The sequence below is a fragment of the Nocardia sp. NPDC050408 genome (assembly GCF_044458905.1).
GTDB lineage: Bacteria > Actinomycetota > Actinomycetes > Mycobacteriales > Mycobacteriaceae > Nocardia.
Window position 1 is genome coordinate 374198 of record NZ_JBITIL010000006.1, and the last position, 19237, is coordinate 393434.

23 protein-coding genes and 1 pseudogene are annotated in these 19237 nt (G+C 65.3%); 15 read left to right on the forward strand and 9 right to left on the reverse strand.

The features are described from left to right. The 3 genes from ACIBJI_RS21060 to ACIBJI_RS21070 all read right to left on the reverse strand — a co-directional run. On the reverse strand, positions 1 to 546 hold a 546-nt coding region (locus ACIBJI_RS21060; RefSeq protein WP_397085369.1), incomplete at its 3' end, for an IPT/TIG domain-containing protein. Between the two features lie 973 nt (positions 547 to 1519). Beyond that, a complete protein-coding gene (locus ACIBJI_RS21065) occupies positions 1520 to 1696 on the reverse strand; it encodes a hypothetical protein (RefSeq protein WP_397085371.1) in 177 nt (58 codons plus the stop codon). Positions 1697 to 1721: 25 nt separating this feature from the next. Continuing rightward, positions 1722 to 2057, reverse strand: coding sequence for a carbohydrate-binding module family 14 protein (locus ACIBJI_RS21070; RefSeq protein ID WP_364356635.1), 336 nt, complete (start codon positions 2055 to 2057; stop codon positions 1722 to 1724). Between the two features lie 323 nt (positions 2058 to 2380). Here ACIBJI_RS21070 and ACIBJI_RS21075 point away from each other — a divergent pair, with 323 nt between their 5' ends. From ACIBJI_RS21075 to ACIBJI_RS21090, 4 genes are all read left to right on the forward strand, one after another. Further along, positions 2381 to 2728, forward strand: a complete 348-nt coding sequence (locus ACIBJI_RS21075) for a DUF3024 domain-containing protein (RefSeq protein WP_397085374.1) — start codon at positions 2381 to 2383, stop codon at positions 2726 to 2728. A 145-nt stretch (positions 2729 to 2873) separates the two neighbouring features. Beyond that, the gene (locus ACIBJI_RS21080; RefSeq protein WP_364356641.1) at positions 2874 to 3935 is read left to right on the forward strand and encodes a fused (3R)-hydroxyacyl-ACP dehydratase subunits HadA/HadB; all 1062 of its coding nucleotides are present in this window, start codon (positions 2874 to 2876) and stop codon (positions 3933 to 3935) included. 94 nt (positions 3936 to 4029) lie between these two features. Then, entirely contained in the window at positions 4030 to 4188 is a 159-nt protein-coding gene (locus tag ACIBJI_RS21085) for a hypothetical protein (protein ID WP_364356644.1), read from the forward strand. Positions 4189 to 4342: 154 nt separating this feature from the next. Continuing rightward, positions 4343 to 5206 carry a class I SAM-dependent methyltransferase gene (locus ACIBJI_RS21090; RefSeq protein ID WP_364356647.1) on the forward strand — a complete coding sequence of 288 codons (864 nt, stop codon included), beginning with the start codon at positions 4343 to 4345 and terminating at the stop codon, positions 5204 to 5206. 80 nt (positions 5207 to 5286) lie between these two features. On the opposite strand, the gene ACIBJI_RS21095 is transcribed toward ACIBJI_RS21090, so the two are convergent. Together ACIBJI_RS21095 and ACIBJI_RS21100 are read right to left on the reverse strand one after the other, a co-directional pair. After that, the gene (locus ACIBJI_RS21095) at positions 5287 to 5928 is read right to left on the reverse strand and encodes a hypothetical protein (protein WP_364356650.1); all 642 of its coding nucleotides are present in this window, start codon (positions 5926 to 5928) and stop codon (positions 5287 to 5289) included. A gap of 161 nt (positions 5929 to 6089) precedes the next feature. After that, the gene (locus ACIBJI_RS21100; RefSeq protein WP_364356653.1) at positions 6090 to 6686 is read right to left on the reverse strand and encodes a TetR/AcrR family transcriptional regulator; all 597 of its coding nucleotides are present in this window, start codon (positions 6684 to 6686) and stop codon (positions 6090 to 6092) included. A gap of 105 nt (positions 6687 to 6791) precedes the next feature. Between ACIBJI_RS21100 and ACIBJI_RS21105 the strand changes: the two genes are divergently transcribed. After that, the gene (locus ACIBJI_RS21105) at positions 6792 to 7487 is read left to right on the forward strand and encodes an SDR family NAD(P)-dependent oxidoreductase (protein ID WP_364356656.1); all 696 of its coding nucleotides are present in this window, start codon (positions 6792 to 6794) and stop codon (positions 7485 to 7487) included. A gap of 355 nt (positions 7488 to 7842) precedes the next feature. On the opposite strand, the pseudogene ACIBJI_RS21110 reads toward ACIBJI_RS21105, so the two are convergent. The 3 genes and pseudogenes from ACIBJI_RS21110 to ACIBJI_RS21120 all read right to left on the reverse strand — a co-directional run. Next, positions 7843 to 8151 (reverse strand): annotated as a pseudogene (locus ACIBJI_RS21110) (SDR family NAD(P)-dependent oxidoreductase); the annotation flags it as partial. A gap of 336 nt (positions 8152 to 8487) precedes the next feature. Then, positions 8488 to 9504 (reverse strand): alpha/beta fold hydrolase, encoded by a 1017-nt coding sequence (locus ACIBJI_RS21115; RefSeq protein ID WP_397085376.1) that lies wholly within the window; start codon positions 9502 to 9504, stop codon positions 8488 to 8490. 61 nt (positions 9505 to 9565) lie between these two features. After that, the gene (locus ACIBJI_RS21120) at positions 9566 to 9853 is read right to left on the reverse strand and encodes a class I SAM-dependent methyltransferase (protein WP_396956773.1); all 288 of its coding nucleotides are present in this window, start codon (positions 9851 to 9853) and stop codon (positions 9566 to 9568) included. Positions 9854 to 9966: 113 nt separating this feature from the next. Here ACIBJI_RS21120 and ACIBJI_RS21125 point away from each other — a divergent pair, with 113 nt between their 5' ends. The 3 genes from ACIBJI_RS21125 to katG all read left to right on the forward strand — a co-directional run bounded on the left by ACIBJI_RS21125 (position 9967) and on the right by katG (position 13445). Next, positions 9967 to 10548, forward strand: coding sequence for a helix-turn-helix domain-containing protein (locus ACIBJI_RS21125; protein ID WP_396956774.1), 582 nt, complete (start codon positions 9967 to 9969; stop codon positions 10546 to 10548). Between the two features lie 214 nt (positions 10549 to 10762). Next, positions 10763 to 11167: a Fur family transcriptional regulator gene (locus ACIBJI_RS21130; RefSeq protein WP_396957056.1), complete on the forward strand. Its 405-nt coding sequence runs from the start codon at positions 10763 to 10765 to the stop codon at positions 11165 to 11167. Between the two features lie 46 nt (positions 11168 to 11213). Continuing rightward, the gene (gene katG, locus ACIBJI_RS21135) at positions 11214 to 13445 is read left to right on the forward strand and encodes a catalase/peroxidase HPI (protein ID WP_364351166.1); all 2232 of its coding nucleotides are present in this window, start codon (positions 11214 to 11216) and stop codon (positions 13443 to 13445) included. A gap of 40 nt (positions 13446 to 13485) precedes the next feature. Here katG and ACIBJI_RS21140 read toward each other — a convergent pair whose 3' ends face one another. Further along, positions 13486 to 14694, reverse strand: coding sequence for a metallophosphoesterase (locus ACIBJI_RS21140; RefSeq protein WP_397085379.1), 1209 nt, complete (start codon positions 14692 to 14694; stop codon positions 13486 to 13488). Between the two features lie 263 nt (positions 14695 to 14957). Between ACIBJI_RS21140 and ACIBJI_RS21145 the strand changes: the two genes are divergently transcribed. The 7 genes from ACIBJI_RS21145 to ACIBJI_RS21175 all read left to right on the forward strand — a co-directional run bounded on the left by ACIBJI_RS21145 (position 14958) and on the right by ACIBJI_RS21175 (position 19235). After that, complete coding sequence (locus tag ACIBJI_RS21145; protein WP_364351172.1) at positions 14958 to 15338, forward strand: BlaI/MecI/CopY family transcriptional regulator; 381 nt, start codon at positions 14958 to 14960, stop codon at positions 15336 to 15338. Continuing rightward, a complete protein-coding gene (locus ACIBJI_RS21150; protein ID WP_397085381.1) occupies positions 15335 to 16282 on the forward strand; it encodes a M56 family metallopeptidase in 948 nt (315 codons plus the stop codon). Before ACIBJI_RS21145 ends, ACIBJI_RS21150 begins: the two co-directional genes overlap by 4 nt. Positions 16283 to 16350: 68 nt before the next feature. Beyond that, entirely contained in the window at positions 16351 to 17463 is a 1113-nt protein-coding gene (locus ACIBJI_RS21155; RefSeq protein WP_364351178.1) for a winged helix DNA-binding domain-containing protein, read from the forward strand. Positions 17464 to 17559: 96 nt separating this feature from the next. Beyond that, positions 17560 to 18051, forward strand: a complete 492-nt coding sequence (locus ACIBJI_RS21160) for a helix-turn-helix domain-containing protein (RefSeq protein WP_364351181.1) — start codon at positions 17560 to 17562, stop codon at positions 18049 to 18051. Between the two features lie 25 nt (positions 18052 to 18076). Continuing rightward, positions 18077 to 18493, forward strand: coding sequence for an NUDIX domain-containing protein (locus tag ACIBJI_RS21165; RefSeq protein WP_364351184.1), 417 nt, complete (start codon positions 18077 to 18079; stop codon positions 18491 to 18493). Between the two features lie 39 nt (positions 18494 to 18532). Beyond that, positions 18533 to 19030, forward strand: a complete 498-nt coding sequence (locus ACIBJI_RS21170) for a sensor domain-containing protein (RefSeq protein ID WP_364351187.1) — start codon at positions 18533 to 18535, stop codon at positions 19028 to 19030. A gap of 61 nt (positions 19031 to 19091) precedes the next feature. Beyond that, on the forward strand, positions 19092 to 19235 hold the full coding sequence (locus ACIBJI_RS21175; protein WP_364351190.1) for a hypothetical protein: 144 nt from the start codon (positions 19092 to 19094) through the stop codon (positions 19233 to 19235). Positions 19236 to 19237 lie beyond the last annotated feature (2 nt).

Genomic DNA, 19237 nt, shown 5'->3' on the forward strand with positions numbered 1-19237 from the left:
CGGACCTGAGGTCGGAGCGATGCTGGTGAGGGTGGGCACCGCGATATAGGTGAACGCGACACCGTTGCTGGTCCCGCCGGGGGTGGTGACGGTAACCGCCACTGTCCCAGCTGAATGGGCTGGGGTCATCGCCGTGATCTGCGTCGAGGAGTTGACCGTGAACGAGGTTGCCGGTGTCCCACCGAAACTCACTGCGGTGGCTCCGGTCAAGTTCGTCCCGGTGAGCACGACCGTCGTTCCGCCGGCCGCCGACCCCGAAGCCGGACTGATGCTGGTCAAGGTAGGAGCAGGCACGCCATAGGTGTAGGGCAGTGGGTTGCTCGTGCCGTCCAGCAGTACCTGTACGGTGACGTTCACCGTGCCGGTTCCAGGCGGCGCGATGGCCGTGAGCTGGGTATCGGAGTCGATGGTGAATGTCGTTGCCGTCGTGCCGAACCGGACACCCACGGGACCGACATTGCTGAATCCGGAGCCGGTGATGACAACAGAGTTGAAACCCGCTGGAGGGCCGAAAGAGGGTGTCAGCGAGGTGATGACAGGTGCCATTTTTTTGCTTTCTATCAGTGAACGTGAAAAGGGTTCTCCCACAGCAGCACGGGCCTGGCCGTTTGTTTCGCCGCCTATACTCAGTAACCCTCCAGTTGCGACACTTTGGCAATAAATCCCCGGTCCACCTTCGTCCAGTCGTTGTCCGTTTCTCGTGTTCTGCCGGTAGCCATTGGGAAACTGGACGCCAGGGGTGAACTTGTGGCCAGGCTTCGATAGGTGTCACCGTCCATTTCGGATGCCTGGGCTTTGTTCACGAATTCCGTTGCTGGTTGTTCGCGAATTCTGGTGTCATTGTTCGCGGCTTCCGTTGCTGGTTGTTCGCGAATTCTGGTGTCATTGTTCGCGAATCGCGTTGCTGGTTGTTCGCGTATTTAGGCATCGGTTGGGCTGGGTGATTCCCGATCCCGGTCGCGAAAATTGACCATCGCCTGAGTTGATATGTCGGATTGGCGTGTCGTGCTGTGCGGGGTCGGCGGTGGGTTACTCAGGCGTGGGCGAGTATGTAGGAGTCGGTGATGGCGGCGTCCGCGGCCGGACAGAGCCGCAGTCCTGTAATGACGAGGGCGATCTCGGCCATGGTGAAGGCGCAAGACTCTGCCGAGCACAGGGTGGGCGATGTGTGGTCCAGCGTCCTGTCCCTGCTTGGTGGTCGGCGCGAGGTCTGAGCGAGGACCTGCCACCACAACGGTGTCGAAATTCGCGATCACAAAAATCCCGAAGTGATGTCGAGATTCACGACCGACTGCTGCCCAGATTCGCGATCAAGAACCAGCTGCCGTAAGAACCGTGTCATCTGGCACATGAAGCACAACTGCCTGGTAACCGGTGGTGGCGGGTGTGGTTTGTCGCGTGATGAGGGGGGCTTGACAAGAATGAGCCGACCGATCGGGCGATCATCGAACACGACGGCAAGGGGGTCGAGGAGCAGCAGCGCGGAATCAGGCGGTAGCGCGAACCGACCTGACCTTTGCTATTGGGCAGCCTCGGCGTGGAGCCGGTACCGCGGATAGTTTCCAGAATCGACCAGCCGGGCCCGCAGGCTACGGCGAGCGGCCATGCTGAAGCCTGTGCCGACGTTGCCGATATAGGTGAGCCGACCGTCGTTGTCGTGCGCGGCCAGGACCAGGGACCCGAACGTCGGCGCCATCGTCCCGTCTACGTCGGAGTCTGGCCTACTGCGATCTCACCGGGCCGGGGTCAGCGGAATCTCTGGATTGGTACCGGCCCGCCACCGCGCCAGCGTCGGCCGGCCAATCGCAGTACTTCCCATTCTGGTTCCAGTTCAGGCCGGTCGGACACGTGTGCACGGTCGCAACGTTGTTCGAGCATTCGACGTACTTCGTCACGTCTCCGGGATAGGGGAAGAGCCCGTCGGGCTCGGGACAGTTGAAGGCGGCGATGTCGAGTACGGTGTCCTCCGCGAGAGCAGACGACGCGGCAACGAGCGTGAGGGTGGAACCGAGCAGCAGCCCGGCTGCTGGCAAAGCAAGAACACAGGCGAATCGCACGGTCGTCTCCTTCGGGTGATGTGGGTCGAGCGGGCCGTACCAGTGGGCGCACTGACCTCGTTACACGCCGGCATCATCGGAATCGAGATTGCCGCACCACCTCCCATGAGTGTCCTTGACGCCGGTAAGTTTTCTGGCCGTTTCGACGAGTCTTCTTGGGGTAGTGGGGGTTCCGGTAGTAATCCCGAAATCCAACGATACGGAACATGGTCTCCATCGATCGCCGACCTCCTGCGGCGGACGATCGTAGCGAGCCCGGGCATCTGGAAGGCGACCTGGTATCCGGAACCAGGCCATCAGGGGTGGTTGGCATGATGGCCGGCATGGCTACCACAGGACTTCCCGAACTCGATGTCGCCCGGATCGTGAAGTACTGCGCCAGTAGAGTTCCCGAACAATATCGCCACGAGATTCGGGTCGAATGCGACGTCTCGCCGCGCCATGTCACGATCTGCGAATGCCGACCACCATGGCACGAGGACTTCGGCCCGGAATGGACACGATTCCCGATCGCCCGCCTGCACTACACGAAGAAAACCGGGTTGTGGACGTTGTATTGGCGGGACCGACACCTCAAATTTCACCGCTACCGGTTCTTGGAGCCGAGCCCTCACGTTCAGGACCTGCTCGATCACATCGACAACAGTGGCGACCCGATCTTCTGGGGTTGATCAGTTATCGTCGGTGACGCGTTGACCTGTTGAGTCCAAGATCGTTTGGTTTCCTCGGCTCTGTCACTCTGTCGTGTGAGAAGGTGGGGTTTCACTCGTGAATTGGGTTCTGCCGATAACGGTTACGCGTGCCGAAGGAATCCGGATGGAAGAGGGCTTGGTGGAAGCAGCGTTCGATGTGGCTGGGCTGGTGGGGCATCGCTATCGCGTGGCCGACTACTACGAGGTAGGGCGAGAGAAGATACGCGAGTACGCGCGAGCAGTACAAGATTTCCACCCGGTGCACTGGAGCGAAGCTGCTGCCGGTGAGCTCGGGTACGCCGGGTTGGTCGCGCCCACTACGTTCATCTCGACCGCCGCGATGCTCGCCAACCGCAGGCTCTTGGAAACCGTCATGACCGGCTACGACATGTTCGTGCAGACCGATCAGGTCTTCGAAATGTACAAGCCGGTGCTCACCGGCGACCGGTTGGTCAGCGATGTCGAGCTCTCCTCGGTGCGCCGCATCGCGGGCAAGGATCTGCTCACCATCACCAACACCTTCACCGGCCAGAACGGTGACGTCGTGCAGGTGATGCACACCACCGTCGTCGGCATCACCGGTGAGGACGTCGACGCCGGCATCAGCGACACGATCGAACGCGTGATCATGAGCGGACTCGACACGACCGCCCGAACCGCAGTCGCGCCCGCGCCCGCGGACGCGGATGGGCTGCTGGGCTCGGATCCGGATGCGACGACCGCTGTACGTACCTCCCCGGTCTCGCGCACACGTGTCCCGCGCACCGCACTCCGATTCGAGGACGTCACCGTCGGTGACGAGCTTCCTGCTCGCACCGTGCACCTGACACGCGGGGATCTGGTGAATTATGCCGGGGTCTCCGGGGATGCGAACCCTATCCACTGGCACGACGAGGTCGCGGCACTCGCGGACCTTCCGGACGTGATCGCCCACGGCATGCTCACCATGGGCCTAGGCGCGGGATTCGTCACCGATTGGCTCGGCGACCCGGGCGCGGTGATCAGATACGGGGTCCGGCTGTCGAACTACACGGTCATCGAAGCCGCCTCCGCTGGAAGCGTTGAGTTCACTGGGCGCATCAAGTCGGTCGACTCCGAAACCAGGACCGCTGTTGTCGTCATAGTCGCGAAGTCCGCCGGACGCAAGGTTTTCGGCCTCGCCACTGCGGATGTTCGCCTCACATAACCTCCGCCGCAATAGGTCCGGTGCTCAGAACAGGGTGTCGCGGACTCGTAGAGGCCGGTAGCCGGTGGGGCACAGCTGGGCGAGATCGGCGTCGATGTCGACTTCGATGGCGCCGAAGAAGACCAACCAGCTCGAACAGCGAAACATCGACCTGCAGCAACAACTCGACGAACGCGACGACGATCTTGCCGCCGCTCGTGCCACCAACCGCGAACTCATGACCCGGCTCAACACATCAACCCAGCCCCGATAACAGGTTCGAGCCCGCCCCTGTCGACTCGTGGCAACCGCCCCGAAGGAGGGCCGACCGTAATCAGTGTTACCGATCGTGTTCGCGTGCTCTTTTGCGGAGTGAGCGTGAGTGAGTTCATAGAGCACACGCCACATTCGCAAGTAGGTTCTTGAATATGGATAACGACGGACCCAGCCGTACAGCGCTCATCACCGCGTACGCCCGCGCCTATCACCAGATCGCTGACCGACCACAGATCTTCACCGACCCCCTGGCGGCACGTCTGCTCGGCGTCACCGCAGAGGAACTGGCCGAATTGGGCACGCCCACAACCAATCACCTCGGTGACGGGGCCAGCGATCGGCCCCGCCGACTCTTCTTCGCCGCACGCGCGCGCTTTGCCGAGGACGCCGTGGCCGCCGCCATCACCGCTGGTGTGCGGCAGGTCGTGATCCTCGGCGCCGGTCTGGACACCTTCGCCTATCGCAATCCGCGCCCGGACTTGCGTATCTTCGAGGTCGACCACCCCGCCACCCAAGCGTGGAAACGCGAACGCCTTACTACCGCCGGAATCGACCGCCCTGAGACGTTGACCTTCGTGCCGGTCGATTTCGAAACCCAGACGCTGGCAGCGGGATTGGAATCCACCGGGTTCAAACGGACGGACCCGGCCGTATTCGTGTGGCTCGGCGTCGTTTTCTATCTGACTCCGAACGCCGCCCACGCCACTCTCGAATACATCGCTGGTCAGGCCCAGCCGGTCGAGGTGGTCTTCGACTACCTGCAGCCCGCGAACAGCGACGAGGACCGTGCGCACCAGCAGGCACGTGCCGATCGGCTGGCCGGCGTCGGCGAACCCGTGTTCAGCTACTTCACGCCCGACGACATCGCCGCACAGCTGCGCGCCCTCGGCTTCACCGACCTCGAAGACCACTCCGCCCCCGACCTCGTCACTCGCTACCTCGACGGATCCCCAAGATTCGGAGGCGAACCGCCCCGCGCACTGCGCGCGATCCGCATACTGCGCGCGAGCCGCTGAGGATTGCCCGCCACGTCGACTCGCACCACATCTGTCGCGACGGCTAGCATCTCCGGCATCAGCCTCTGAACTGCACAAACTCAGAGAAATGCGGGAACGCACGTGAGCGGAGCCCCGGAGAACAGCCCGAATGCATAGGCGGTCTTGAACAAGGTGGCGTCCCGAAACGCGGGCAACCAGCCCTTGCGGCCGAAGGCTCGGATCCGGGCGACTTCGTTGTCGCAGTGAGCAAAGAAGGCGTGCAGCTCCGCTTTCGTGAACACCCGTTTCTTCGGATCGGACTCGTTCTGTTGAACGTGCAGGTCACCGAGCCATTCGTCGATCATCGCCGGAGTCCATTGCCACAGATAGACATTCACATACGCGGTGAACGCCTTGCCCGTGCTCTCACGGCCTTCCACCGTCGTGCGGCCAGGTTCCGCGCGAGCTGCTGATTGGCGAACCCGGCCAGCATGGCCCGAAAGACCTGTTCTTCCGGCCGCAGCAGCGACACCCCGTCGAGCAGATGCAGCCGTGCCGCACCTGGCACCGAACCGGAGAAACCCACCGAACCACCCACCCTCCACCGTTCGCATCTGATGCGAGTCATGGACGAATCCGCAGGCAGTTGGGCCACACTCGGTCATGAACAGACCGCAGACGGCTACCATCGCCAGTGCCTCGGCAGCTGAAATCCTCTGGCAGAAGCCGCAATTGCCGCCCTCGAACCGGTCGATGTGCACACCGTCGCGAGTTCGCAATCCGATGCAATTGGCGGCGAAAGTAGTAATCGCGCGAAAAACAACGACAATGGCTTGACCAGCAGTGATGGCAGCGGGAGTTCAAATCCGCCGAAGAGCCGAAAAGGGGAGCCATGAGCGGATGTCCGGTCCGGATTGGATACTTATCTCGAGCGAGGTTTCAGCAGATCCTCGACCAGGCTGCTGGTGAGAGCGCGAGGGATGCTCGCCCCGGTCAGAGCGCAATAAACGAGCGGACCGAGTAGGGCATCGAGCGTGGCGTCGAGGCCGAGTTCGGGCGAGATCTCAGCGGCGTCGATTGCGTGCGCGAGCATGTCGCGTTCTCGAGCGCGGCGTGGATCGAGATAGCGCGTGTGGAAGCTCTCGGCTGTGCCGGGATTGTGCTGCGCCTCGGCGATGAGTGCGAGCAGGACCTTGCCGGCAGGCTCGCGGGTGAGGAATCGGGCGAAGCCGCGGATGTACGCGCGGATGTTTTCTGCTGTGGGCTTGTCCGTTGGGACGGGGAGGCGCTTGTCGCTGTCTTCGATAAGCGTGTCGAGGAGGATCTCGACCTTCGAGGGCCACCAGCGGTAGATCGTTTGCTTGGCGACGCCGGCACGACGCGCAATCGCCTCGATGGTCAAAGCGCCGAAGCCGTGCTCGACGAGCAGATCGTCCGCGGCATGCAGCACGGCCAGCCGCGCAGCCTCGTCGCGACGGTTGCCCGAGCGCGTCCTGGGCGGAGAGTCCGGGGCGGGCATGGGGTCACCTTACCGGTCGGTGATGCCGTGACCGGACGGCGACGTAATGTATTGTCTAGACGCAACGTTGCGTCTATAGAATATTTCGTCAGGTAGGAGCAGATAATGTCCGCCACGTCCAACCGTCAAGCACTCGTCATCGGGGCCTCCAGAGGCTTGGGTCTTGCCCTGGCCGGTGAGCTCGTTCGACGCGGCTGGCGAGTCATCGCCACCACGCGCCGCGACGGCGACGAGCTACAAGTGAATTCCGATGCCTCCAATGGGCGGCTGCACATCGAAACGCTGGAGATGACCAGCTCGGAACAGTTGGCCGCGCTGCGCGAGCGCCTGGACAGGGACCGACTCGACCTACTGTTCGTCAACGCCGCCATCGACCGCGGCAATCTGCCGATCGACGAGGTCTCCACCGACATGTTTACCGAGGTGATGATCACCAACGCACTGAGCCCGTTGCGCGTCCTCGAGGCCCTGCGTGGGCTCGTCGTGCCTGGCGGAACCGTGGCGGTCATGTCCTCCGACCAGGGCAGCATCTCCCGAAACACCGAGGGCGGCTATGAGCTCTACAAAGCCAGCAAGGCCGCGCTCAACCAGCTGATGCGCAGTTACGCCACCCGCCATGCCGGTGACGGACACACCAAACTGCTCATCGACCCCGGCCACAACCGGACCCGGCTCGGCGGACCCGACGCGCCTCTCGCCCCGCAAGAGAGCATCCCGGCCGTCGCCGACGTCCTCGAGACGCAGTCCGGTGCGCCCGGCCTGCAGTTCCTGGATCGGCACGGCCAGAGCGTCCCGTGGTAGAGCCACACCTGCGCTGATCGAGCTGTCGAGCCACCCGCCGAGCACCGGCCGTGATGCGAGATACGTTGTCGGACAGGCGATCAGGAGCCGCCACTCAGACGCGCGCCATGCGGCAATAGGGGGCATTCGGCGACGAACACAATCTGGGATTCGGCGGTGGTGGGCTGCTGCCCCCGGACCGCGGATGCGCGGGCCAGGCCTGGCCGACACCTTGCCTGCCCTGGTGCGCCGGCCCGCGACCGACGTCGGGATCAGATGGGCGCGGTCTGGATCCGGTCGAAGATCAGTACTCATGAGGATCTAATTCGTTGCCGTCGGCGCTGAGTTCGCGTTTCCCGTCCGGCTGACCGCCGGTGCCGGCATTGTTCACGAGCACATCCAATCGCGAAGTGCGGGCGATGATCTCGTCGGCCAGCCGGTCCACCTCCGCGAGTCGCGACAGGTCGGCCAGGACGATCTGCGGTGCGTGTCCGCTCGCGGCTGTCACCTCGGCCGCTGCGGCCCGATCGGGGTTGCGGCCGTGCAGGATCAGCCGGGCACCCGCTGCGCCGAGCCGCACCGCGAGTTCGCGGCCGAGTCCGTCCGTCGCGCCCGTCATCAGCACAGTGCGATCGACCATGCGATCGATATCGTTGTCGCTCATAATCTTTCCTTGCAGTCTCATTTCCCGTCCTCGTTCCGGATGCTGACCGAAGTGGCGGTCAGGTCGAGCGCGACGTGCGTGCCGAGAGGCGTGTGCACGACGCGCGGTTCGCCAGTGGCCGGCATCGGTATGCCGTTAACGACGACCTCGACCCAAAAGGCTGAAACGCGATCAATGGATATGGTCCCGGGGCGCACGGGCGCCCGCCGGGCCGCGCAGGCGGTCACCGGCGGGTTGTCGCCTTGGACGGCGGGGTCGAGGCAGGCGCGGAAACCCGCCCTCCGCAGTCGAATTCCTTCGGGCCCGGCGGCGACTCCGACCATGATGTAGTTGCCATCCGGACCGGCCCGGGCGTCGTCAGTCGAGGAAGTGCTCGAGTTCCGCGGTGACGAATTGGGGATTCTCCTCGACGAGCCAGTGCCCCGCGTGCGGGACGTCCACGGCTCGCACGATGTTGGTCAGGCGCGGAGAGAGGGTGGCTCGGATCGCGTCGAGTTGGCCCTGGGCGGTCATGAGCAGGGTCGGGACGGATGTCGGTGGGTCAGCGACGGTGTCGCGGACGTCCTTGTCGAGAGCGCGATAGAGCTCGAAGCCGACCGACAGGGCCTCGGGGCGACTGTAAGTGCGTGCGAATTCGTCGATCTCGGCGTCGGTGAACGGGGATCGCTCCGAGGTGCCGCCGAATGCCGTGCCGCCGAAGGAGACCTGCGGGTAGAACATGGCCAGGTACTCGCGGACGTGGTCGCCGACGATCGCTTCGGGGACCCGTGGCTGGGAGTGGAAGGCGATGTGCCAGCTCAGCGCGCGGTAGGTGCGTGCATCGATCGCGGGGCCGGGCAGGGGCAGGTCGAGGTAGCCGAGGCGGGCGGTGTCGGCGGGGAACTGGTCGGCGTACTGGAATGCGATGGCGGCGCCGAAGTCGTGTCCGACAACGCGGGCGTCCCGCACTCCGAGCCGGTCGGCGATCAGGGTGTGCGCGTACCGGGCGAGGGTGGCCTTGTCGGAGCCGGTTGGTAAGCCGGTGCTGTCACCCAGTCCGGGGAGGTCGATGGCGTAGACGGTGTGGTGTTCGGCGAGGGCGGGCATGATCGGCCACCAGCCGTACCAGGTCTGGGGCCAGCCGTGGATCAGCACCACCGGCGTGCCGTGGCCGCCGGTCACGTAGTGCATGCGGACGCCGTCGACGTCGGCGAAATTGTGCTGAAAAGTGTTCTCGAACTTGGGATCCCCGTGCGTGGCGGCGGCGTAGGAGGGGACGGCGGGCGTTGTCGTGGAGCAGGCCGCGGTTGCCATCGTGAGCAGGATCGTGAGTGCGACGGTGGCGACCGCGCGCGTGGAGCGGAGCAAGCCGCGTGGCCGGGTTGCGGTGATCATGTGGTCCTGTCCTGGATGAAGTCAGCGGCCGGTCGTGCCGTCGAATAGTTCGCGGAGGATGTCAGCGTGGCCGGCGTGGCGGCCGCTCGCCGGCGATCCGGTCGTCCAGGCCGTGCGAGCGGGCACGGCCGGCGAGCCGCTCGATCGCCACGGCCGAGACGTCGACGGCGGTCACCCGCCAACCGCGCTGGGCGAGCCATAACGCGTCGCCGCCGCCGAGGTCCAGTGCGTCGCCGGGTGACACATCCGGAACCGTCTCGGCGAGAAGAACATTCGGGCGCGGGTCCGCGGGTGCCGTCCGGTCGGCATACACGCCGTCCCAGAACGTGACCGCATCGGTGGTGGTCATCGAGACTCCTACTGTCGGAATGGGCTTCGGAGACGGCGGGGTGGGTAGGACTCAGTCTCATCCGGCGCTCCGTGATCTGGCACGCAATCTTGCGGTTCCGGCAAGATGGGCGCATGGACCCCGAAACAGATGACGTGCTCGACGCGGTGGGCCCGCGGCTGCGTGCGTTACGGCGCGAGCGCGGTATCACCCTCGCCGATCTCGCGACGACGACCGGTGTCTCCGAGAGCACGCTGTCGCGGCTGGAGAGCGGGCAGCGCCGGGCAACCCTCGAGTTGCTGCTGCCGCTCGCTCGCACCTACGACGTGCCGTTGGACGACCTCGTCGGTGCGCCCCGCACTGGCGATCCCCGAATCCATCTGAAACCGATCCGGCGGTTCGGGATGGTCTTCGTGCCGCTGTCCCGGCGGCCGGGCGGGGTGCACGCGTTCAAGATGATCATTCCCAGGGTTCCGGCACCGCTCGAGCCGACGCCGCAAACGCACGACGGCTTCGAGTGGCTGTATGTGCTCAACGGCCGCCTCCGACTGGTAGTCGGCGAGCGCGACCTGACCTTGCCGCCCGGCGAGGCCGCGGAATTCGACACCTCCCTACCGCACTGGCTGGGCAGCGCCGACGGCGGCACGGTCGAGCTGCTCATCCTGTTCGGCTTGCAGGGGCTGCGGTCGCATGTACACGCCGAGCCGCATCGGTGAGCTTCCCCGGCAGCCGGCTCATGCGGTGTTGACGCGACGAGGAAGGTCACGGCCGGGGCGGACGCGCACCCGGCGGAACTCCCACCCCGACGCGACCCGCTAGCGCACCAAATTCCTGGCAGGGTGCCCGTCCTCCAACCGCGCGGCGATGCTTGACTCGTTCCAGAAAGCGGACGAGACTCTGGGCGTGTCCACGGCCACGGAATTCCAGCAGATGCTGCGGGGAGTTTCGCTTCGCGTGACCGCTCCGCGTATTGCGGTGTTGAGTGCGGTGCACGACCATCCGCACGCCGATACGGATGCGATCATCCGCGCCGTGCGATCTCGGCTGTCAGCGGTATCGCACCAGGCGGTGTACGACTCGTTGCGCGTGCTCACCGCCGCGGGCCTGCTTCGATGTATTCAGCCCTCCGGCTCGGTCGCCCGGTACGAAACGCGGGTCGGCGATAACCACCATCACGTCGTATGCCGGGCGTGCGGGTTGATCGCCGATGTCGACTGCTCGGTCGGGGAGGCCCCGTGTTTGTCCGCGTCCGACGACCGCGGCTTCTCGATCGACGAGGCCGAGGTCATCTACTGGGGTCTGTGTCCCGATTGCGCCGCATCGCACGCCAGATGATCACGTCCTGACCGCAGCCCGCCTTACTCATTCAGGAAGGAATGTCATGACATCCGATAGCCGTCCACCCGCTCCGGAGACCGGAACTCGAAGCGCGAGCGAGAGTGAGAACCCGGCCATCCCGTCTCCGACTGCGAAAACCGACCATCGCCCGCGCACCATCAAGGACTGGTGGCCCGAGCAGATCGATGTCTCGGTGCTGCACGCACATTCGTCCAAGTCCAACCCACTTGGCGAGGATTTCGACTACGCCGAAGAGTTCGCGAAGCTCGATGTCGACGCTCTGAAGGCCGACGTCGCCGCCGTTATGACCGACTCGCAGGACTGGTGGCCCGCGGACTACGGCAACTACGGTGGCCTGTTCATCCGGATGAGCTGGCACGCGGCGGGCACGTACCGAATCGCCGACGGCCGCGGTGGCGGCGGTCAGGGCGCGCAGCGCTTCGCGCCGCTCAACAGTTGGCCGGATAACGCCAGTCTGGACAAGGCTCGTCGACTGCTGTGGCCGGTCAAGCAGAAGTACGGCAACAAGATCTCCTGGGCCGATCTGTTGGTGTTCGCCGGCAATGTCGCTCTCGAATCGATGGGTTTCCAGACCTTCGGCTTCGGTTTCGGCCGCCCCGATATCTGGGAGCCGGAAGAAGTGTTCTGGGGCCCGGAGGACACCTGGCTCGGCGACGAGCGCTACAGCGGTGACCGGGATCTGGCGAAGCCGTTCGGCGCTGTCCAGATGGGCTTGATCTATGTGAATCCGGAAGGGCCCAACGGCCGCCCGGATCCGGTGGCCGCCGCGCGGGACATCCGAGAGACCTTCGGCCGCATGGCGATGAACGACGAGGAGACCGCCGCCCTGATCGTCGGCGGCCACAGTTTCGGCAAGACCCACGGTGCGGGCGATCCCGATCTGGTCGGCCCCGAACCCGAAGCGGCCCCGCTCGAGCAGCAGGGCCTGGGCTGGAAGAGTTCCCACGGAACCGGCAAGGGTAAGGACGCGATCACCAGCGGTCTCGAGGTCGTGTGGACTGCCACTCCGACCAAGTGGGGCAACGGCTTCCTGCAGAACCTGTACGGCTACGAGTGGGAACTGACCAAGAGCCCGGCCGGGGCGTGGCAGTGGAAGCCGAAGGACGGCGCGGGCGAGGGCGCCATTCCAGATCCGTTCGGCGGGCCGGCCCGCACCCCGACCATGCTGACTACCGACCTGTCGCTGCGGGAAGATCCGATCTATCGGGAGATAACCCGCCGCTGGCTCGAGCACCCCGAGGAACTGTCCGAGGCGTTCGCCAAGGCGTGGTACAAGCTGCTGCACCGCGATATGGGACCGCTCAGCCGCTACCTCGGGCCATGGGTTGCCGAGCCGCAGCTGTGGCAGGATCCGGTGCCGGCCGTCGATCACGAACTGATCGACGAACAGGACATCGCGGAGCTCGAGCGCAAGGTCCTCGACTCCGGCCTTTCGATCGCGCAGCTGGTCAAGACCGCGTGGGCGTCGGCAGCGAGCTACCGCAGTACCGACAAGCGCGGCGGCGCCAACGGCGCCCGGATTCGGCTCGCGCCCCAGAAGGATTGGGAGGTCAACGAACCCGCCGAGTTGGCGAAGGTCCTGCCCGTGCTCGAGCAGATCCAGCAGGAGTTCAACGGTTCGGCAGCCGGCGGCAAGAAGGTGTCGCTGGCCGACCTGATCATCCTGGCCGGATCCGCGGCGGTCGAGAAGGCGGCCAGGGATGCCGGCCACGACATCAAGGTGCCGTTTGCGCCCGGACGGACCGACGCCACGCAGGAGAACACCGATGTGGAATCGTTCGCGGTGCTCGAACCGCGCGCGGACGGGTTCCGCAACTACGTCCGCTCCGGCGAGAAGGCCCCGCTGGAGCGTCTGCTGCTCGATCGCGCGTACATGCTCGACGTGACGGCTCCGGAGATGACGGTACTGATCGGCGGCCTGCGCGCCCTGGGCGCCAATTACGGCGGCAGCAAGCATGGTGTGCTCACTGAGCGTCCGGGCCTGCTGACGAACGACTTCTTCGTCAACCTGCTCGATATGCGCACAGAGTGGAAGACGTCCGAGTCGGCGGAAAACGTCTACGAAGGTTTCGACCGGTCCTCCGGCCGACCCAAGTGGACAGCCACGGCCAACGACCTCATCTTCGGCTCGCACTCGGTGCTGCGCTCGGTAGCCGAGGTCTATGCGCAGCAGGACGCCACCGAGAGATTCGTGAAGGACTTCGTCGCCGCGTGGGTCAAGGTGGTCGACAACGATCGATTCGACCTCGCCTGATCTCGGTTGGGCCGCCGGTGGCGTGGCAGCACGTTGTGTGTCACGCCTGTTTCGACGCGAGCTCGATCACGGTGATATCAGAGGGTGCGCCGACGCGGACCGGGGGTCCCCACGCGCCGGCGCCGCGGCTGACGTAGAGCTGGGTGTCGCCGTAGCGGTCCAGGCCCGCGACGGTCGGACTGGCAAGGCCCGCAAGGTAATTGCCGGGCCATAACTGGCCGCCGTGGGTGTGGCCGGACAGTTGCAGGTCGACTCCGAATTCGACCGCATCGTGGATCTGCACTGGCTGATGCGCCAACAGCACCGCGGTACGCGCGAGATCACGGTCGCCGAGCGCGGCGGTGAAGTCCGGTCCCTGTCCGATGCGTTCGCCTTGAATATCGTTGACCCCGGCGAGGTCGAAATACGGCAGCTCGGTGCGGCTGTTCGCAAGCAGCCGCAGTCCGAGTTCCTGCACATGCTCGATCCACTGCTCGGCACCGGAGAAGTATTCGTGGTTGCCGGTCACGAAATAGGCGCCGTGTCGTGCCTGCAACCGCGCCAGTGGTTCGACCGCCGAGCGCAGGTGTTCGACGCTACCGTCGACCAGATCACCCACTACGGCAATGAGATCCGGTTGGGTGTCGTTGATCGTCTCGACCACTCGCTCGGCGAATCCTCGGCCCAGAATCGGACCGAGATGGATATCGCTGACCACTGCGATCCGGTAGCCGTGCGCGGTGCGTGGCAGATGGGCCAGCGGCACCGTCAACTGCTTTACTCGCGGGCCGGTCAGCACGCTGTGGGTACCGTAGCCGACCGTGCTCACCGCCGCCAGGGTCGCCGCGGCGCCTACCGCCCGAGAGACGAAGAGTCGCCGTGAAACCGGCGCGGGATGATCCGCGGCCACGGTTGCCGCAATGTCTTCGGCCGTCCTCGAATGCGCCATCCAACGCCGCAAAAGCGGCCGCACCAGCTCACCCGCAAACAGCCACAGCACGAGATAGACGAACAGCGCGCCCCACATATAACCGGGCCAGGCGATGATCTGGATGATCAGAAACGGAACACCGGCCGATTCGGACGCGAACGCACCGATCAAAAGTGCTGTCCCCGCGACGATCACGCCGGTACCGACCCGGCGGGCGATCGACGCGCGCTCCGTCGTATCCCACACCAGCCGCCGCCAGAGATACCAGTGCACGCCGACCACTCCCAGAACGACGATCACCGCACCGACGACGATTCCCACAACGACCACCACGTCCACGGCAGCACTCTATGTCGTCCGAGCATTGGGTGAGAGTGCCGAGTAACGGCCGACGAGTGTTGGATCGGGATCGCGAGTACTACGGTGCCAACCGCGAGTGGCTACCACAGGTGCAGGCCGGCGATGACCCCTAGAACGTGTTCTGCCTCGTGCGGAGTGCGCCGCCCGATGAGCGAATCTACGGTATGACTACGTAGTAATCGGCTGATCCAGCTACCCTGGGACTTCAGAGATGTCCAGTAGTTGATGAGGGAGTCGGCATCGTGCGTGGATTCGGGGATTTGGAGGCGGTGATCATGGACCGCATTTGGGATCGGGACGCGGAAACGACAACGGTCCGCGAAATTTTCGACGAACTGGCCGCCGAGCGTGGTATCGCCTACACCACGGTCATGTCGACCATGGACAACCTGCACCGCAAGGGCTGGTTGGCGCGCGAACGCGCGGGTAAGGCATATCGATATTGGCCGACGCTCACTCGTGAGGAACACAGCGCGCGGCTCATGCTCGAGGCACTCGGCTCCGGCGGCCGCTCGGATCTGGTGCTCAGCCATTTCGTCGATCGGATCAGCGACGAGGAGTCGGCCGGACTGCGGGCCGCACTGCGTCGGCTGACCTCGCGTAAAACCCCAGAGGCGCCGTGAATGTAGCCGTCAGCCTGATGATCTACGGCAGCTTGGTGGCCACCTTCGGCCCGACCGTGCTGCGCAGACTCACCCGGCGCGGCGTCGCACCCCGGCTCGGGGTGCTCGCCTGGCTGGTCGCGATCGCGGGCGCATTGGGAGCCTGGGTCATCGCGGCCGGCATACTGATCGTCGAATTCGCCACCTACTGGCATCCCGCCGATACGCTGCGCGACTGCTACAACGCGCTGGCCACACCGATGCGCATGCACGGTGGCCTGCTGGTCCAATTGGGCACCCTGACCTGCGCGGCCCTGGTCGCCATTGCGCTCCTGGGCATCCTGGCGCACGCCGCACAGGCGGTGTTGTACATGCGACGCAAGACCATCGCACACGGACGCGCCGTTCGCATGGTCGGTCGTCGCGTGCCCGGCGTCGGTGCGGTCGTGCTGGACTCGCCGGAGCGCCAAGCCTATTGCGTGGCCGGCCGCCCCGACACCATTGTCGTGACCAGCGCGGCCGTCGACGCACTGACCGAGAGGCAGCTCGCCGCGGTGCTCGCTCATGAGCACGCACATCTGAGCGAGCGGCATGCCGGACTGCTCCGATTGCTGCGCGGTATCGCGATCACGCTGCCCGGGATGCGTCTGGTGACCGACGGGACGCACGAAATCGGCCGACTACTCGAAATGTGCGCCGACGATACGGCGGCGCGGACGCACGGCCGGGAGCCGCTGCTCGGCGGCCTGCTCGCGATTGTCGGCGCGACCGAACCGCTGCCGACAGCGGCGTTGGGCGCCGCGGCCACCGCCGTACTGGATCGGGCCGAGCGCTTGGTGGCACCGGTCGGCGCGGTGCGGCGCGCGACGAATCGGACCGCATTGCTCGCCGTGATGGCGGCGACCGTGGTGGGTCTTCTCGAGATTGCGGTCGGAGTACTGTTCTGCAGCACAGTGCTGGGATGAATCCGGTACCGGTCCCGAGCCGGTGCGGGTTGTGTCCGGTTGGCCGGCAGAACAGAGGAGGGGCATAGGTGCACGTCACCTGGGAGCAGGTTTTCGCTTGGCGACTGCGCAGGCAATTCGTCATGTCACCTGACGATGTCGGTGTCACCGAGATCGTCGAGCGCCTGTGCGGTGTGCAGGCTCAGGTGACCGCGGCCGCCGATCTCGCGGTGGCGCTGCGGCGCAGCAAACCCGATCCAGGTGCGCTGCTACCGGAATTGGCGGCGGGCACCCTGATGAAGACCTGGGCCATGCGCGGAACTCTGCACGCGCTCACCCCTGATATGGCGGCCGCGGTTCTTTCCTTGATCGGTTCTGCCCGCACCTGGGAAAAGCCCGCCTGGCAGCGCACATTCGGGGCGTCGCCCAAGGATGTCGCGGCGCTGGTCGATGCGGTGGCGCAGGTGCTCGATGGCGTGGTGCTCAGCCGGGACGAACTGGTCGACGCGCTGGTCGCCGACCCCGCATTCCATCGGCTCGGCGAGGAATTGCGCTCCGGCTGGGGTGCGCTGCTCAAGCCGCTGGCCTGGCAGGGGGCGCTGTGTCACGGTCCCGCCCAAGGTAATCGGGTCACGTTCACCAGCCCGGCCCATCTGGTCAACGGTTGGCGTGGCCTGCCCGAACCCGATGCCGCCGCACCTGTAGCCATTACCGGTTACCTCGGCGCATACGGCCCGGCGACCCCGGAAGCCTTCGATGCCTGGCTCAGCCGCAACAGCCTCCAGAAGACGAGGGTGCGTCGATGGTTCTCGGAGTTGGGGGACGCACTCACCGAGGTCGATATCTCAGGCAGGCGCGCCTACATACTCACCGAACATGCCGACGAACTGGCAGCCACGAAACCGGCCCGCACCGCGGTACACCTTTTGGGCGCCTTCGACCAATACGTCCTGGGGCCGGGCACCGGCGACACCGAACTACTTCCCACCGAACATCGCTCCCGAGTAAGCCGGGCAGCAGGGTGGATTTCTCCCATCCTGGTCCTCGACGGCCGCATCGCCGGCACCTGGGAGACCAGCGCCGACGACCTATCCATCACCACCTTCAACGGCTCACTGCCTCCGACCCTCGAGCTGAAAGCCGCTGCCGACCACGTCGCCGCAGCCATGGGCCACACCGGTTTCACCGTCCACGTGGCGTAGCAACCATCCGCGGCCGACCGAAGGTGACCGCGGTGGATGCGACGGACCTGCCGCTTCCTGATGAGTTCTTTGAAGCAACCAACTATGCTGAGGCGCATGCGCAGGACCAGCTTCGACGAGATGAACTGCTCGGTCGCCCAATGCCTGGAGGTGGTCGGCGAATGGTGGACGCTGCTGATCGTGCGCGACGCACTCTTCGGCGTGAGCCGCTTCGACGACTTCCGCGCACGTCTGGGCATCGCCCGCAATGTACTCACCCAGCGCCTGGAACACCTTGTCGCGCACGACATCATGGTCAAGGTGCCCTACCAGGAAAATCCGGTGCGCTACGACTACCAGCTCACCCCAAAAGGTCGCTCGCTCTGGCTCGTCGTCAATGCCATGCGCCAATGGGGTGACCAGTGGGCCGCGCCCGACGGCCCGCCGGTGCAGGCCGTGCACGAATCCTGCGGCAAGACCACCGTGATCGAACCGGTCTGCGCCGAATGCGGCCAGCGGGTGCACGGGCAGGACCTGAGCCCCGTCGACGGTCCTGGCGCTGCGGGCGGCCGCTCGATCCTGCCCGCCGACCTCCAGCACGCCCACTGATCGATACGTCCATTAGGCTGCGGCGGTGGCGGATGGGCGAGTGCGGAAGTTGATCGACACGGTCGCGTGGGTGCGCATCGAAGACGGCCGCATCCTCTGTGCACGACCTAAAGGCAAGGACATCTTCTACATTCCGGGCGGCAAACGCGAGGGTGCGGAGTCCGATCTGCAGACGCTGCTGCGCGAGATCGAAGAGGAGTTGACCGTCGCGCTGGTTCCGGAAACCGTCGCCCACGTCGGCACGTACGAGGCCGCACTGCACGGGCCGGCCAACGATGTGATCGTACGGATGAGCTGCTACACCGCCGACTATCGTGGCATCCTCGCGGCGAGTAGTGAGATCGAAGAGGTCGCGTGGTTCTCCTATGCGGATCGCGCGTTGGTGCCGCCGGTCGATCAGCTGCTGTTCGACGACCTGGTCGATGCGGGCCGACTGGCCTGAGGTGCCCGCGCATCCGCCGCGCGGGATACGGTCGATGGCATGACCACGGTTCGCTCACTGTTGCGTTGGGCCGCATACGCGTTGGTTGCGCCGGTAATCGGCCTCGGCCCGATAGCGAGCCGGTTTCGCGTCCCGCGCCGATTGCTGGGCATTTTCATCGCGCCGCGAGATCGTCTGGCAGTGCGTGCGGTCGCGCATTCGGTGCTGGCCGGTGCGGTCGGCCTGCTGACCTGGTTTTTTGCCTTCCTGGCGACCATCGCCGCGGTACGCGGAATCTTCTATCCACTCATCGCGGACAACGATCTCGAGCACTCCTGGGGTGGTCCGACGCTGGCCGGAGCCTGGGCGGTGCATGCACTGCTCGGGGTCGGGCTACTGCCCGTATGGGGTCTGGCGCTGGCCGGATTCGGTGCAGTGCAAGTGCGCCTGACCCGCCGGTTACTCGGTCGGCACGGTCCGTGGTGGCCCCTTCCGGTATCGCTGTTGTTGGTCGTCGGTGGGGTGGTGCTGTTCATCTCCTGGTGGCATCAAGTCTGAATGGGGCATGGGCAGGGCCCGCAGATGCGGTGGTGAATCACGTGCGGATCGTGGGGGGCCGGTGAAACGTGCGGGCGCCTGGCTGGCCACTCTCGAACCGGCGCTCGGTGAACATGCCGAACGCCGTCTCGTCGGCTGCCTCATCGACTGGAAGGTGGACGGCATCGCCGGCCACCACATCAGCGCCAGGCTCGAATACCGGTAGCC

Bases quoted from the DNA above. Each gene is read 5' to 3' on its own strand.
- ACIBJI_RS21065 (WP_397085371.1), bottom strand. From the start codon at position 1,696: ATGGCGCCGACGTTCGGGTCCCTGGTCCTGGCCGCGCACGACAACGAC.
- ACIBJI_RS21075 (WP_397085374.1), top strand. From the start codon at position 2,381: ATGGCTACCACAGGACTTCCCGAACTCGATGTCGCCCGGATCGTGAAG.
- ACIBJI_RS21080 (WP_364356641.1), top strand. From the start codon at position 2,874: ATGGAAGAGGGCTTGGTGGAAGCAGCGTTCGATGTGGCTGGGCTGGTG.
- ACIBJI_RS21085 (WP_364356644.1), top strand. From the start codon at position 4,030: ATGTCGACTTCGATGGCGCCGAAGAAGACCAACCAGCTCGAACAGCGA.
- ACIBJI_RS21090 (WP_364356647.1), top strand. From the start codon at position 4,343: ATGGATAACGACGGACCCAGCCGTACAGCGCTCATCACCGCGTACGCC.
- ACIBJI_RS21100 (WP_364356653.1), bottom strand. From the start codon at position 6,686: ATGCCCGCCCCGGACTCTCCGCCCAGGACGCGCTCGGGCAACCGTCGC.
- ACIBJI_RS21105 (WP_364356656.1), top strand. From the start codon at position 6,792: ATGTCCGCCACGTCCAACCGTCAAGCACTCGTCATCGGGGCCTCCAGA.
- ACIBJI_RS21115 (WP_397085376.1), bottom strand. From the start codon at position 9,504: ATGATCACCGCAACCCGGCCACGCGGCTTGCTCCGCTCCACGCGCGCG.
- ACIBJI_RS21120 (WP_396956773.1), bottom strand. From the start codon at position 9,853: ATGACCACCACCGATGCGGTCACGTTCTGGGACGGCGTGTATGCCGAC.
- ACIBJI_RS21125 (WP_396956774.1), top strand. From the start codon at position 9,967: ATGGACCCCGAAACAGATGACGTGCTCGACGCGGTGGGCCCGCGGCTG.
- ACIBJI_RS21130 (WP_396957056.1), top strand. From the start codon at position 10,763: ATGCTGCGGGGAGTTTCGCTTCGCGTGACCGCTCCGCGTATTGCGGTG.
- katG (WP_364351166.1), top strand. From the start codon at position 11,214: ATGACATCCGATAGCCGTCCACCCGCTCCGGAGACCGGAACTCGAAGC.
- ACIBJI_RS21160 (WP_364351181.1), top strand. From the start codon at position 17,560: ATGCGCAGGACCAGCTTCGACGAGATGAACTGCTCGGTCGCCCAATGC.
- ACIBJI_RS21170 (WP_364351187.1), top strand. From the start codon at position 18,533: ATGACCACGGTTCGCTCACTGTTGCGTTGGGCCGCATACGCGTTGGTT.